Annotated in this window: 13 protein-coding genes; 2 read left to right on the forward strand and 11 right to left on the reverse strand. The window is 66.8% G+C overall.

Annotation, left to right across the window (positions count from 1 at the left end; translation table 11 throughout):
- Window positions 1–6: 6 nt before the first annotated feature.
- The 10 genes from PLD_RS10180 to PLD_RS10225 all read right to left on the reverse strand — a co-directional run bounded on the left by PLD_RS10180 (window position 7) and on the right by PLD_RS10225 (window position 9,881).
- Entirely contained in the window at window positions 7–2,445 is a 2,439-nt protein-coding gene (locus tag PLD_RS10180) for an alpha/beta hydrolase (protein ID WP_159892235.1), read from the reverse strand.
- Between the two features lie 14 nt (window positions 2,446–2,459).
- A complete protein-coding gene (locus PLD_RS10185; protein ID WP_159892237.1) occupies window positions 2,460–3,902 on the reverse strand; it encodes a TIGR01777 family oxidoreductase in 1,443 nt (480 codons plus the stop codon).
- 15 nt (window positions 3,903–3,917) lie between these two features.
- Window positions 3,918–4,391 carry a hypothetical protein gene (locus PLD_RS10190; protein WP_159892239.1) on the reverse strand — a complete coding sequence of 158 codons (474 nt, stop codon included), beginning with the start codon at window positions 4,389–4,391 and terminating at the stop codon, window positions 3,918–3,920.
- A 76-nt stretch (window positions 4,392–4,467) separates the two neighbouring features.
- Window positions 4,468–5,373 (reverse strand): alpha/beta fold hydrolase, encoded by a 906-nt coding sequence (locus tag PLD_RS10195; protein ID WP_159892241.1) that lies wholly within the window; start codon window positions 5,371–5,373, stop codon window positions 4,468–4,470.
- Window positions 5,374–5,430: 57 nt separating this feature from the next.
- The gene (locus PLD_RS10200) at window positions 5,431–5,883 is read right to left on the reverse strand and encodes a hypothetical protein (protein WP_159892243.1); all 453 of its coding nucleotides are present in this window, start codon (window positions 5,881–5,883) and stop codon (window positions 5,431–5,433) included.
- A gap of 33 nt (window positions 5,884–5,916) precedes the next feature.
- Window positions 5,917–6,303 carry a hypothetical protein gene (locus tag PLD_RS10205; protein ID WP_159892245.1) on the reverse strand — a complete coding sequence of 129 codons (387 nt, stop codon included), beginning with the start codon at window positions 6,301–6,303 and terminating at the stop codon, window positions 5,917–5,919.
- An 83-nt stretch (window positions 6,304–6,386) separates the two neighbouring features.
- Entirely contained in the window at window positions 6,387–6,848 is a 462-nt protein-coding gene (locus PLD_RS10210) for a cysteine hydrolase family protein (protein WP_159892247.1), read from the reverse strand.
- A 56-nt stretch (window positions 6,849–6,904) separates the two neighbouring features.
- On the reverse strand, window positions 6,905–7,282 hold the full coding sequence (locus tag PLD_RS10215; protein WP_159892249.1) for a VOC family protein: 378 nt from the start codon (window positions 7,280–7,282) through the stop codon (window positions 6,905–6,907).
- A 49-nt stretch (window positions 7,283–7,331) separates the two neighbouring features.
- Window positions 7,332–9,158 carry a glycoside hydrolase family 15 protein gene (locus PLD_RS10220; RefSeq protein WP_159892251.1) on the reverse strand — a complete coding sequence of 609 codons (1,827 nt, stop codon included), beginning with the start codon at window positions 9,156–9,158 and terminating at the stop codon, window positions 7,332–7,334.
- 141 nt (window positions 9,159–9,299) lie between these two features.
- Window positions 9,300–9,881: a TetR/AcrR family transcriptional regulator gene (locus PLD_RS10225; RefSeq protein ID WP_159892253.1), complete on the reverse strand. Its 582-nt coding sequence runs from the start codon at window positions 9,879–9,881 to the stop codon at window positions 9,300–9,302.
- 134 nt (window positions 9,882–10,015) lie between these two features.
- Between PLD_RS10225 and PLD_RS10230 the strand changes: the two genes are divergently transcribed.
- Both PLD_RS10230 and PLD_RS10235 read left to right on the forward strand, forming a co-directional pair.
- Complete coding sequence (locus PLD_RS10230) at window positions 10,016–11,188, forward strand: MFS transporter (protein ID WP_159892255.1); 1,173 nt, start codon at window positions 10,016–10,018, stop codon at window positions 11,186–11,188.
- A 72-nt stretch (window positions 11,189–11,260) separates the two neighbouring features.
- On the forward strand, window positions 11,261–12,001 hold the full coding sequence (locus PLD_RS10235) for a thioesterase II family protein (RefSeq protein ID WP_159892257.1): 741 nt from the start codon (window positions 11,261–11,263) through the stop codon (window positions 11,999–12,001).
- Between the two features lie 214 nt (window positions 12,002–12,215).
- Here PLD_RS10235 and PLD_RS10240 read toward each other — a convergent pair whose 3' ends face one another.
- Complete coding sequence (locus PLD_RS10240; protein WP_159892259.1) at window positions 12,216–13,184, reverse strand: siderophore-interacting protein; 969 nt, start codon at window positions 13,182–13,184, stop codon at window positions 12,216–12,218.
- Between the last annotated feature and the right edge of the window lie 104 nt (window positions 13,185–13,288).

A 13,288-nucleotide genomic window follows, 5' to 3' on the forward strand; every position in this document is an offset into this window, starting at 1 on the left:
CGGGGTTCAGCCTTCGACCAGGCTCAGTTGGCCGTCGGCATACAGCACCTCGCGGCCGACCCAGGCCGGGTCGACCTGGGGCAGCACCGCCGAGGGCTTGCGCAGCTCGCGCAGCAGGGTCGAGCCATGGGACAGGCGCCCGCCCATGCGCGCGATCACCGCCCGGGCCTGTTGGTAGTGGGCATGGCGCCCGGGGTCGAGGGTGTCTTCCAGGAGAATATCGACCCCCAGCACACCCTGGACCTGCCCCGGATAGATCATGAAGCCCGCGGCCTGTTCGCTGCCTTCGCGGCCGTCCTGCCAGAAGCTGCCGCCGCGGCTGCGCGGATGCTCGTGGGGGGCGAACCAGTAGTCGCGCTCGGCCTCGGGCACGGCGTGGTGCAGGCGGAAAAAGATCCGCATCAGGTTGTCCCGGTACCACTCGCGCACTTGCAGGTAATAGCCGCGCAGGCCCGGCAAACCCAGGCGATGGGCCAGGGTGATGGCCGGGCTCCAGTGCGGGAAAGCCTGCAGCGGCAATTCGCTGCCGGGCGGGCGCGGCGTGCCGGGGTCGGTTTCCCAGGGCAGGCGATGGGGGCTGTGGTCCAGGTTGTCGTAGGCGGTGGGCGGGCGCCCCAACAGCGCGCCGCCGCTGCTGGCCAGGGCGGTGGCAATGCACAGGTTGCCTTGCACCACGAACACGTAGAAACGGCTGAACCAGTCCGCCAGTTGCTGGCCATCGGCAGCGCTCTGATGCAACTGCGCCAACTCGTCATCGAAGCGCCGCAGGCCGCGTTCCAGCGTCAGCAGATGGCCTCGGGCAACGTGCTGCATGCGCAGGAAGCGCGGCAGCGAACGCAACAGGCGCAACGGGCGCAAGGGCAGCTCCGGGGTGGCGCCACCGACTTCCCCGGTGTAGCTGGAGGAGGGCAGGCCCCAATCGGCCAGGCGCGCCAGGAACAGGTCGTTGTTGATGTAGGAAGCGCCGTCGAACACCGCGGTGAAGGGTTCGTTGTCCTGCAGCACCCGGCTGTCCCAGCGGGCCATGATCGCCGGAATGCTCGCCGCCGCCCGGCGCTGGCCGTACTCGACGAAGCGGCTGGGTTGCGGCGGCAGGATCTCGGCGATATTGGCCGCGGTCAGGTGCCGGCGCCAGCCGTAGTCGCTGATCGGGCGGTACTGCAGCAGCCACAGTTGCTGACCGTCCCAGGCCCACTCCACATCGCCGGGCACGTAGTGGAAGACCTTCAGCACCCCTTGCAGGAAGTCCCACAAGGCGCTGGCGTCGAGTCCCTGGGTGCTGGCGAAGTGGCCACTTTCCCAGGCGCTGCCCAGACGCGACAGCACCGCCCGCTGTGGGCTGACCTGACCATCGGCGAGGCTTTCCAGATGCCCTTCGACCCATTCCAGCTCCACCGCGAGATGACGCACGAAGGCGATCCCCGACAGGGTCGGCTGGATGAAGCGCTGCACCACCACTTCCTCGACCCCGGCGTTGCGCAGCTCGCTGATGCGCGCGGGCACGTCCGCGCTGGCGACCCGCAAGTAAGTGGTGCTCAGCCCGGCGTTGGCCGAGTCGGCCTGGTCCTCGCCATAGCTGGAAGAGCGCACCGCCCACAGCGCCTCGGGCTGGCTGGCGAGCAGGGTCGGCAGGCGCGGGTCGCCGGCACTGTCCAGGGACAGGGCGCTGGGTACCGGCTGGCCGGCCAGCTCCGCCAGGCGCAGGCGGCCGCCCTTGGTGTGGGCGACAAACCCCGGGTCGCCGGACTCCAGCCAGTCGACGAACGCCGCCGGCGCATCGATCCAGGGGTAATGGCCCCAGCCCGGCCGCAGGCTGACCCGCAGGTCGGCCCGGGCCAGGATGGCCGACCAGGCTGCGGCCTGGGCAATCCCCAGCAGCCGGTCCTGGTCGCCCCAGACCAGTTGCACCGGGTCCTTGATCCACTCCAGCAGCGGCAGCGCGGTGTCGGCCCGCAGCTGTTGCCACAGCGGCACGAACGCCCGGCAACGGGCATAGCCCGAACCCATGCGCCGGTACTGCTGTGGCGTCCATGGCTGGCGCGAGAACTTGCCGGCGAACAGAGTCGGTTTGTGGCTGAGCAGGCCATGAATCAGCAGGCGCGCCGGCAGCGGCGACATCAGCGCTGGCAGGCGTCGTTGCCAGAGAAAGGCCCCCACCGGCGACAACAGCACGCTGCGACAGAAATGCCCGGGGCGGCGTTGCAGGGCGTGCAGCACGATCAGCGCGCTGACCCCCACCGCGACAATCGCGTTGCCCGGCGCCGTCATGCCCAGCAAGGCCTCGGCGTATTCACCGAGGTTATTGCAAGGAGGCAGCGGATTGTCGCCAAACCCCGGCAGTTCCAGCGGCTGCACCTGATAGCGCTGAAAGTGCGGCAGGGCATCGTCCCACCAGTCGGCGGCGCTGCCATTGCCCGCCAGCAGGTACAACAGGGGCTTGCTCATGGGCATTCCTCAGCTCAGGTCAGGTCGCGCAGGGCGGCGTCCAGGGTCGGGTAACGGAAGCGGTAGCCGGCCTGCAGCAGGCGCGCGGGGACCACCTTCTGGCCGTCGAAGAACAGCTCGGCCATTTCCCCGGCCAGGGCCCGCACCGGCGCGGCCGGCACATGCAGCCACACCGGACGCTTGAGCACCTTGCCGACGGTGGTGGCGAAGGTGCCCTGGCTCACCGCTTCCGGCGCCACCATGTTGTAGGTGCCGGACAGGGACGCGTCGTTCATCGCCCGGGCCATCACCTGCAGTACGTCGTCGCGGTGCACCCAGCTCATGATCTGCTGGCCATCGCCCATGCGTCCGCCAAAGCCGAAATGGAAGGGCAGCAGCAGGGGTTTCAGGGCGCCGCCTGGGCCGAACACGATGCCTAAACGCAGCACCACCTGACGCACGCCGAAACGGGTGGCCGGTTCCGCCGAGGATTCCCAGCGGGCGCACAGATCGGCCATGAAGCCTTCACCGCGCTCGGCGTTTTCATCCAGGCTCTGGCTGGCGTCGCGCACCCCATAGAAGCCGATGGCCGAGGCCTGGATCCACAGCTCCGGCTTGTGCCCGGCGTGTTGCAGCCAGTTGAGCAGGGCTTCGGTGGTGCCGACCCGACTGGCCAGCAGTTGCGCCTGGCGTTTGGCCGACCAGCGTGGCCCGGCCACTGGGGCGCCGGCCAGGTTGATGATCACGTCAAAGGCTTCGCCATGGCCCAGCTTGCTCAACGAGCGCAGGCAGCGGGCGCGACCGTCGAACAGGTAGGCGGCGCGCAGCGGGTCGCGGGCCAGCACGCTGACCGTGTGCCCGGCATCCAGCAGTTGGTTGACCAGGGTTTCACCGATAAAGCCGGTGCCGCCGGTGACCAGCACCCGTTTGCCACGGCCACCGGCAAAGGGGTTGGTGCCCTGGCCCTGGCGTTGCAGGCGCAACGCCGCCAGGCCGTCACGAATGCCCGAGGCCGTCACGCCGACGGCAAACAGGCTCAGGGCCCAGCCTTGCCAGCCCAGGTCGATGGGGCTCAAGGCGCTGGGCTGGCGTGACCACTCCTGCAGTTGCAGGCCGTACAGGGCGAAAAAAGCCCCGGCATTGATCGCCAGCACGGTGTGCATGATGCGTTCGATGGCCGGCAGCTTGCGGCTGCGGTCCTCGACCACGAAGTCCCACAGGGTCAGGCCGATTTCCAGGGCGAACAGCACCGCGATCACCTGCGCCCAAATGCCCTGGAACGCCAGGTGGGCGATGCCCATGAACAGCACGCCGTAGAAGCACGAACGCAGGGCATGGATCGCCAGCTCCTTGCGCGCGCCGTGGCGTTGCGGCAGGGCTACGGTGAGTTCGTGATGGTAGATCGTGTCCAGGGCGCCGAGCACGCCTTGGGCGAGCAACAGGGCGATGGCCCACTGCAGGATTGGCAAATCAGCCACGATGGTGAAGTCCTTTTACGAAGGAAGACGAGAGGTACGGCGGTCGTGGCGCTGCAGCCACAGAAGCGGTGGCAGCAGCACCAGCAGGGCGAAGCTGTCGATCCACAGGTGGGCGGTCATGTTCATCTGCCACGACAACCACAGGTCCTGGGGCGCCCACAGCGCAATCCCGGCCATCAGCCAGGCCCAGGCCGCCGGGGCCCGCAGGCGGTTGCCCAGGTGCACCAGGCCCAGCAGGTACAACGAGTAGCTTTGCAGGGTGGCGCCGAACAGGCCCAGCCACCAGACCTGCTGGGCCCGGGCCGGTGCCGGCGCCGCAGCGCCCCAAAAGGCCTGTTCGATGCCGCCGAGGTAGTCGTTGAACAGGCCGCTGTGGCCGGCCCAGGTCAGCAGCAGCCCGGCCAGCAAGTGGCCGGCGCCGACGGCGTAGAGCCAGAGCACCAGGGCCCGGCGCAGGCCGGAGCGGGGAGAGGTCGCAGCGGGTAACATTCCATGTCCTGTGGGGGATCAAAGGCGCGAAGTGTACCGATTTTTCCCCGGCATAGCGTGCAGCTTGCCGCTCTTCTCAAGTGTTCTGAAGCAACTCCAGCAGCGCGTCGAGGGTGGTTTGCGGGGCTTCCTGGGGCAGGTTATGGCCGACGCCGGGCAGGATCCTGCGCTGATAGGGCCCGCTGAACAGGCCGATATCGGGGTCCGGCTCGGTGGCCGGGCCGACCCCGTCATCGGCGCCACAGAGGGCGATGGTCGGCACCTGGATCGGCGGTTGTGCCTGCAACGCCTGCTCGATGCTTTCCAGGCTGGGGTCGCCGGGTACGTAGCCGAAGCGATGGCGGTAGGAATGGATCACCACTTCGACAAAGTCCGGGTTGTCGAAGGACGGCGCGCTCAGGCCATAGCACTGCGGTCCCTGGTTCCAGGTCGGCGACCACTGGCGCCACAACAGCTCGCAGAACGCCCGGCGATTGGCGGTCAGCCCATCCACCCCGCGCTGGGTGTTGAAGTAGTACTGGTACCACAACCGGTGCTCGGTCTCCGGCGCCCTGGGTTCGCAGGCCCCGGGGATGTCCTGGATGTTGTAGCCGTCGGCGCTCATCAGGCCCTTGACCCGCTGCGGCCACAGGGCGGCGACGATGCAGGCGGCGCGACCGCCCCAGTCGTAGCCGGCGAGGGTGGCTTGGGGCAGGTGCAGTGCGTCCATCAGCTCCAGCAGGTCCCGGGCCAGGGCGGCCTGCTGCCCTGAGCGCATGATCTGCTCGCTGACAAAGCGCGTCGGGCCGTAGCCCCGCAGGTAGGGAACGATGACCCGATAGCCGCGCTCGGCCAGCGGCGGGGCGATCTCGTCGTAGGCCCGCACGTCGTAGGGAAAACCGTGGAGCAGGATCACCGGTTCGGCGTTGGCCGGGCCGTGTTCTTCATAGGCAAGGTGCAGGCTGGGGGTCGTGACCCGATGCAGGGAGGCTGAGCTGGGCATGGTGGCTCCGGGGTTCGGTGGCTTGAAACACCCTAGCTCAAAACGGTTACGGCTGATCTAGAGCGACTCGTACTGGCCGTCCTGGTCGACGTAGAACACCTCGCTGAGGTACCAGCGCTGGCCGCTGAAGATCAGGTGGTAGTGGTAATCGGCGGCAAAGCCCTCGCCGGGGCTGATCGCCCGGGTTTTCACTAGCGCACGATCCGCGGTTCGGCTGCTGGAGAGGATCTGCTCGTACGCCGTGCCGTGGCTGGCCGGGGAACTGAAGGCAATGGGCTGGCCCTGAAAGCCCGGCAGGCAGAACTTGGCCAGCAACCGGGCGTACTCCTGCTGCGCCAGATCCATCGATTGCATGGGCGCGTTGTCCGCTTGGCGTGCACTGGCCCTGTCGCTCCACTGTTGATAGTCGGCAATGAATTGCCGGACCAGCGCTTCGGGCGAATCGCTGAACGAGGCGCACAAGGCGGGGTTGCAGAACAGCAGGGCAAGCAGGGCGAAGAGTTTTTTCATCGGGCTGCAATCACTCCATTGTGTTTTCGCGGCTCAGGCTTCACACAGTCCGTCAGCATCGCGCCAGTAAAGGGTGGATTCGTATTGGAACGAGAGGATGAATCGCGCCTCGCAGTGCTGGGCGATAGCTTCCAGTAAGCGGCGGGTGTCATCCAGAGAACTGTGGCCTTCGGGTTCGGGGCTCTTGATCCGCAGGTAGCAGCGCAGGCCGACTGCGAAGTCGCAGCCCTTGCGCTCTTCGGCGCGGATCTCGGGTTCCAGGCTGGAGTCTTCGTTGTGCAGGCTCAGGCCTGAGGGGAACCAGGCCTGGACCGCGCCGGGCAGACAGTGCACCTCGGTGCCCGGGAAGCCTTGCAGTAAACGGCCGAGCAGCGCCGAAGTCAGGCGTTGGTCGGCTTCAAGGTGCAGGTCCAGGCTCATGGGGTTTCCTTGTCGGTACGATGGGGCGAGGTGCGGATTCTAGCGTGGTGTCACCCGCAAGATCGCTTCCGGCACGCCGGCTTCTACAGTTCGTCGCTGCGGATCAGGTGCTTGAAGTGATGCCGCCACAGGTCAATACCCAGGCCGCCGCTGCGGTCCAGGGATGAGCCTACGGTCAGGTCGGTGAGCAGGGTCGGCTGCAGGCCGGCATCGAACAGGGCAAAGCCGGCAGCCAGGACGCAGGTGTCGGTCTGGATGCCGCACACCAGCACGCGTTCGGGACAGAGGCTTTTCAGGTAGTCGAGTATCTCTGCCGTTGGCCCATAGCCGTGCTTGATGAAGACCTTGTCGGCCGCCACCAGGCTTTGGTCATCCGCCGCCGGTTGCCAGCCCAGTTGCCGGGCAAAGGGCGTGCGGCTTTCATCATGGCGTTCCACCGTGGCCACCGAAGGCATGCGCCCGAGCAAGCGATGGATGCCCTCCACCAGCCAGGGCGGCGGATTGAAACAGGGTTGTACGTCGATGATCAGCAGCGCCTGGTGCATGCCGTTGTCCTTTGAGCTCGGGCGAAAAGCCGCTCAGTTTGCCGGCAAATGTCGCCTCAGGCGAGGGGCGCGGGCTGGCGCAGGCCCATGCAGTTGCCCCACGGGTCCTGCACCTGGCAGATCCATTCGCCGCCTTCGATGGCCATCGGCCCGCGATACAGGCGCGCGCCCAGGGCGGTCAGGCGCTGCACTTCGCCGGGCAGGTCGGCGACGTGCCAATACACCACCGTGCCCGCTGGGCCCTGGCCGACCTTGGTGTCGCAGGGAACGATTTCCAGGGACAGGCCGTCGAGCTGCAAATGGCCGAAATCATCTGGTTCATGCATGACCCGGCGCGCGTGGGGAAAGGCTTGGGCATACCAGGTGGTCGCGGCGCGCCAGTCGGCGACGTGGATCATCACCGCGATGATCGGTGAGTCGGGCGTGGGGGGCATTGCATTTCCTTCGCTGAGGGCCAAGGCCACTGCTAGGCCGGGGCCGGGTTCAAGGTTGCCAGACGCTCTTGTCGCCGCTCAAGCGCCGGTCGAGAAAACTCGCCGCGCTGATCAAGGCCAGGTGCGTCAGGGCCTGGGGCGTATTGCCCAGGTGGCGGCCGTGGCTGTCGAACTCCTCGGCGTACAGGCCCACGGGATTGGCGTAGCGCAGCAGCTGTTCGAATTCCAGTTGGGCCTGTTCCACGCGCCCGGCCCGGGCCAGGCATTCGACGTACCAGAATGAGCAGGCGGCAAACGCGCCTTCGGTGCCAGGCAGGCCATCGATCTGGCTGTCGTCGTTGCGGTAGCGATAGACCATGCCGTCGCGCACCAGGCTTTTCTCGATGGCTTGCAGGGTCGACAGCCAGCGGGGGTCCTTGGCACTGACGAAACGCACCAGGGGCATCAGTAGCATCGAGCCGTCCAGAGCGCTGCTGCCGATGTGCTGGACGAAGTGCCCGCGCCGGTCATCCCAGAACTGGCTCCAGATGTCGGTGTAGATGGCTTGTCGGGTCTGGTCCCAGCGGGCGAATGGTGCCGGCAACGAACGCTTGGTCGCCAAGCGGATGGCGCGGTCCACTGCCACCCAGCACATCAGCCGCGAATGCAAGAAGTGATGCTGCTCGCCACGCATCTCCCAGATCCCCACATCCGGGTTCTGCCAGGTGGCGCAGACTTGATCCACCACCTGCACGGCGTGCTTCCAGCCTTCGTGGGAGATGGCTTCGCCGTATTTGTTCACCAGGTACACCGCGTCCAGCAGTTCGCCGAAAATATCCAGTTGCACCTGTTCGTAGGCCTGATTGCCGATGCGTACCGGTTGCGCCCCACCGTATCCGCTCAGGTGCGCAAGCTCACTTTCGGGCAGCGTCTGGCGACCGTCGATGCCATACAGGATGTTGAGCTTCTTCGATTGCCCGTGGCAATCGCTGACCCGCCCTCGCAGCCAGCCCATGTAAGCATTGGCTTCGTTGACAAAGCCCAGGCGCACGAAGGCGTAGACGGTGAACGAGGCGTCGCGCACCCAGGTGTAGCGGTAGTCCCAGTTGCGTTCGCCGCCGGGGCTTTCCGGCAGGCCGAAGGTGGCGGCGGCGAGGATCGCGCCGTGGCGCCTTGAGGTCAGTAGTTTCAAGGTCAGCGCCGAGCGATCGACCATTTCGCGCCAGCGCCCCCGGTAGTTGGATTGGCCGATCCAGTCGCGCCAGAACTTCAGCGTGCGCGTCAGGTGCCGGTCGCTGTTGCCACGCTGCACCCGGGGGTCGTCGAGGCCGCCGAGCATGAACTCGGCGCTCTGGCCCTGTTGCAGTTCGAACTCGGCCCAGGCGGCGTGCTCCTTGATCCGCAGCGGCTGGTCGCTCACCAGGCGCAGCCCCGGTTGACCGACGGCCTCGAAGCACACCGCCGCGCCCTCCATGCGCGCCTGGGTCCGCGCCCGGGCGTAGTCCAGGCGCGGCGCGCAATGCAGGCGCAAAGTGGCTTGGCCACTGACCACCCGCACCCGGCGGATCTGCAGTGGCAGGTCGTCGGGGTCGTCATCGATGGCCAGCAGGTCGTTGATTTCCACCACGGCTTCGGTACCCAGCCAGCGGGTTTGCAAGACGTTGCTGTCCGGCAGGTAGATCTGCTGGCGCCGGGCATTGGCTAACTGCGGCGCCAACTCGAAGATGCCGGCGGCGGGGGAGTCCAGCAACGAACAGAAGATCGACGGGCTGTCGAATTCCGGCCAGCAGAAGAAATCGATGCCGCCCTGATCATTGACCAGGGCGGCACTGCGCATGTCGCCGATGATGCCGTGGGCATCGATGGGGCGCTGTGTTTCGTGAGACTGATCAGCCATTGCCGCGAGACTCCGCATAGGGGCGCATACCGCCGTCGATGAGCAAGGCTGCCGAGCATCCGCTCGCAGGCAGGGCACGACCTCCGGCACCTGTGCAGATGACCCTGACACGGCCCGAGGAGTTCAGTGGTTGCCAGCCGATCAGGCCCGCAGGCCGCGCAACAGCCATTCCAGCGCCGCCAGCGCTTCTTCCAGGCGCGCCGCGGGTTGATCGCTGGCGGCGATCCACAGCGCGGCGTCCACCAGAGCGCCGTTGATCAAGCGGGCCAAGGCCAGGCTTGGCGCACTGGCGATCAGTCCAGCCTCGGCCAGGGCCTGCAGGCGCTGGCTCAGGGACGCGACGCAATGCTCCTGGGCCGGCAGGCGCTCGCCCAGCACCGCCCGCGCATCCTGCAACACGATGCGTTGGATCTCCGGCTCCTGGGCCATTTGCAGGTAGGCCCGGCAACGTTCAGCGAAGCCGCTCCAGGGGTCCCGCGCGTGATCGGAAATAGCCTCCAGGCGTGCGTCCATTTCACTGTCGATCTGCTCCACCACCGCCGCCAGCAGACCCTGCTTGTCGCCGAAGTGGTGATACAGCGCACCCCGGGTCAGGCCGGCTTCGGCGGTCAGATCGTCCATGGAGGTCTTGGCGTAACCCTGGCGGGCAAAGGCCTGACGCGCGCTGGCGATCAGCTTGGCGCGGGTGACTTCGATCATTTCGGCGCGTGGGCGGCTGCTCATGGGACGGTGCTCCTGCGGGACAAGGATTGACATACGCAGCGTATGTTCTCATGCTTTTTAACATACGTAGCGTATATATTTTTCTTGCAGCGGCGCGTTGTGGCACGTTGCAGTCCCCTAAGGAGTCGTTGTAGATGGCCAACCCCTACCGTGAATTGTTCAATGCCCCCGGCAGTCTGGCGTTTGTCTTGGCCGGGATGATCGCGCGCATGCCGATCTCCATGACTGGTATCGGCCTGATCACCATGCTCGCGCAGTTGCAGAGTGGCTACGCCCTGGCCGGCGCGGTGGCGGCGACCTTTGCCCTGGCCACGGCGTTCTGCGCGCCCCAGGTCTCGCGGCTGGTGGATCGTTTTGGCCAGGGCCGGGTGTTGCCTCTGGCGGCGGGCCTGGGCGGCGGCGCGTTGCTGGCGCTGTTGTTGTGCACGCGTCTGCAAGCGCCGCACTGGACGCTGTTTGTCTGCGCGGCCCTGGCCGGCTGCATGCCCAGCATGTCGGCGATGGTGCGTGCCCGCTGGACCGAGCTGTACCGCGGGCAACCGCAGTTGCAGACCGCCTACGCCCTGGAATCGGTGCTCGATGAGGTGTGTTTCATCGTCGGGCCGCCAGTGTCGGTGGGCCTGAGCGTGGGGTTGTTTCCCGAGGCCGGGCCCCTGGCGGCGTTGTTGATGCTGGCGCTGGGGGTCAGTGTGTTCGTCATGCAAAAGAGCACCGAGCCGGCGCTGCATCCTCAGGATGCGGGGCGTTCGGAATCGATCATCGGCACCGTGGAAATCCGTCTGCTGGTCTTGTTGATGGTCGCCATGGGCACCATCGTCGGCGTGGTGGATGTGGTCAGCGTGGCCTTCGCCCAGCAACAGGGGCAGCCGGCGGCGGCGAGCATCGTGCTGTCGGTGTACGCCATCGGCTCGTGCCTGGCGGGCATTGCCTTTGGTGCGCTGAAACTGGCCACGCCCTTGCCCCGGCTGTTCATGTACGGCGGCATTGCCACGGCCCTGGCCACCTTGCCGCTGCTGCTGGCGAGCAACATTCTTGGCCTGTCCCTGGCGGTGTTCGTCGCTGGGCTGTTTTTCGCCCCGACCCTGATCGTCGCCATGGCGCTGGTGGAGCGCATCGTGCCGCCAGCGCGGCTCACCGAAGGCCTGACCTGGCTGGTCACCGGCCTGAGCATCGGCGTGGCCCTGGGCGCCGCCGGCTCCGGTGCCCTGGTGGATCAGTTCGGCGCCCGCAGCGGTTTCTGGCTGGCCCTGGCCGGCGGCGCGGTGGTGCTGGGGGCGGCGTTGCAGAGCTATCGCCGGCTGCGTTGAGGCCCGTGCCGGACTAATTTCTCCGCCTGCTGCCGCGTTGTTCCTAACAGATGATCCGTCGAGGGATAAACCGTGACTCAGTTGAACCTGCTGTGCCTGCCGTATTCCGGCGCCAGCGCCATGGTCTATAGCCGCTGGCGCCGCAAACTGCCGACCTGGCTGCACCTGCAACCGGTGGAGTTGCCGGGGCGCGGTGCACGCTTTGCCGAGCCCCTGCACACCGACGTGCATACCCTGGTCAGCCAGTTGGCAAGGGAAATCCAGGCCACCTTGCGCCCACCTTATGCCCTGTTCGGCCATAGCCTGGGGGCCTTGCTGGCCTGCGAGCTGGCTTACGCCCTGCGCGCCCTGGGCTGTCCGGAGCCGGTGGCGCTGTTTGCCTCGGGCACCGCCGCGCCGACCCTGCGCAGCGAGTACGACCGGGGCTTCGCCGAGCCCAAGAGCGATGAGCAATTGATCGCACAACTGCGCAACCTCAACGGCACCAGCGAAGAGGTGCTGGCCAATCAGGAACTCATGAGCCTGACCTTGCCGATCCTGCGGGCCGACTTCCTCCTGTGCGGGCGCTATCGACCGTTGCAGCGGCCCTTGCTCAACTGCCCGGTGCACGTACTGGGCGGCAAGGCCGACCGCGCCACCCGCGAACAACTGATCGGCTGGCGCCAGGAAACCCATGGCCGCTTCTCGGTGGATATGTTGGAGGGCGGGCACTTTTTCATTCACGAGCACGAAGCCAAGGTGCTGAGCCTGATCCAGGATCACCTTGAGGTGCATCACCGGCGCCATCTGCAACCGGCGGCCTTGGTTTTCTGAAGGCACGCCGGGTTGCAGCCGCTGGCGCAGGCCGCGAACGGCCCGCGGGGACGTGAAGATCCACAGGCCGTCAGGGTTCGATGGTTGGTCGTCAGGGCGGCGGCGGGGGATGGTTGATCTTCAGGCCGTCAAGGTTTGACGGTCGATCGTCAGGCAAGGCCCTGCGGACTTTTGCGCAGCTTCGCAAGCTCAGCAGCGCCCACAGGGCACGGGCTCAGCCCAGGGACACGCCCAGGCGCCAGTAGCCCATCAGCGTCAGGTTGCGACGTTCCTGGCCACGCTCGTTGATCAAATGGCGACGAATGCTCATCACCGTCGCCGACTCACCGGCCACCCAGGCATAGAAACCGTTGTCCGCCGGCTCGGCGGTTTCCCAGGGACGTTGTTCAGGGTCGCCTTCGGCCACCTTGAGCGAGCGCCGCTCGCCATTGGCCGGCGGCAGCTCGGCCAGCTCCCGGGCGGCATGAATCAGGGTTTCGCCATGTTGCGCACCGAGCGTGTCCCGGGGCAACCAACTGATCCGGGTCTGTGGGTTGCAGCGCAAGTCGATGCAGTCGCTTTCATGCGGCACCTCGATAAACACCTGTACATCCGGGTAATCCGGATACTCCTGCAACGCCTCAAGAATCCCGGCGATGGCCGGCAGGGCGGTTTCATCGCCCATCAGCAGCACCTTGCGAATCCCCGCCGGTGGCTGCCATTCATAACCGCCGGGGTCGCCGCTGTAGGCCTTGTTCGGCACCACCATCTGCAGGCGGTCGCCGGGCTGGGCGTGGGTGGCCCAGGCGGAGGCAGGGCCGTTGACCCCATGCAGGACGAAATCCACATCCAGCTCCGCCGGTTGCAGGCGCAGGGCGCGAATGGTGTAGGTGCGCATCGGTGGCTGCTGCGCGGCCGGCAACTGGCGCCGGGCCGCTTGCCAGTCGCCGTCCACTGGCAATTGCGCAGGCGTGCCGTCGGCCCCGGGAAACAACAGCTTGATGCGCTGGTCCGGGGCCAGGGTGCGGGCCTGGGCGATGTCCTCGCCACCGAACACCAGGCGGGTCATGGAGGGGCTGAGGTCGATGCGTTGCTTGAGTTCGACGTTGATCAGGTGGTAGCCCTTGGGCCTGGACCGGTCGACGCCGGTCAGTTTGTGCAAGCCTTGGGTGAGGAGATCGGTCAGCGATTGGACGGAGGACATGGCAGGCACCTGCTGCAAGGGGAGGATAAGGAAGGAACGAAGGATGAGCCGGGTGATTTACTGCCGACAGCGCTTGCCCAGGCGCCCTGAGGGGCCCGCAAGCG

This window comes from Pseudomonas sp. LD120, assembly GCF_009861525.1.
Taxonomy (GTDB): Bacteria; Pseudomonadota; Gammaproteobacteria; order Pseudomonadales; family Pseudomonadaceae; genus Aquipseudomonas.

Bases quoted from the DNA above. Each gene is read 5' to 3' on its own strand.
- PLD_RS10220 (WP_159892251.1), bottom strand. From the start codon at position 9,158: ATGGCTGATCAGTCTCACGAAACACAGCGCCCCATCGATGCCCACGGC.
- PLD_RS10205 (WP_159892245.1), bottom strand. From the start codon at position 6,303: ATGAGCCTGGACCTGCACCTTGAAGCCGACCAACGCCTGACTTCGGCG.
- PLD_RS10225 (WP_159892253.1), bottom strand. From the start codon at position 9,881: ATGAGCAGCCGCCCACGCGCCGAAATGATCGAAGTCACCCGCGCCAAG.
- PLD_RS10190 (WP_159892239.1), bottom strand. From the start codon at position 4,391: ATGTTACCCGCTGCGACCTCTCCCCGCTCCGGCCTGCGCCGGGCCCTG.
- PLD_RS10180 (WP_159892235.1), bottom strand. From the start codon at position 2,445: ATGAGCAAGCCCCTGTTGTACCTGCTGGCGGGCAATGGCAGCGCCGCC.
- PLD_RS10215 (WP_159892249.1), bottom strand. From the start codon at position 7,282: ATGCCCCCCACGCCCGACTCACCGATCATCGCGGTGATGATCCACGTC.
- PLD_RS10240 (WP_159892259.1), bottom strand. From the start codon at position 13,184: ATGTCCTCCGTCCAATCGCTGACCGATCTCCTCACCCAAGGCTTGCAC.
- PLD_RS10200 (WP_159892243.1), bottom strand. From the start codon at position 5,883: ATGAAAAAACTCTTCGCCCTGCTTGCCCTGCTGTTCTGCAACCCCGCC.
- PLD_RS10210 (WP_159892247.1), bottom strand. From the start codon at position 6,848: ATGCACCAGGCGCTGCTGATCATCGACGTACAACCCTGTTTCAATCCG.
- PLD_RS10195 (WP_159892241.1), bottom strand. From the start codon at position 5,373: ATGCCCAGCTCAGCCTCCCTGCATCGGGTCACGACCCCCAGCCTGCAC.
- PLD_RS10230 (WP_159892255.1), top strand. From the start codon at position 10,016: ATGGCCAACCCCTACCGTGAATTGTTCAATGCCCCCGGCAGTCTGGCG.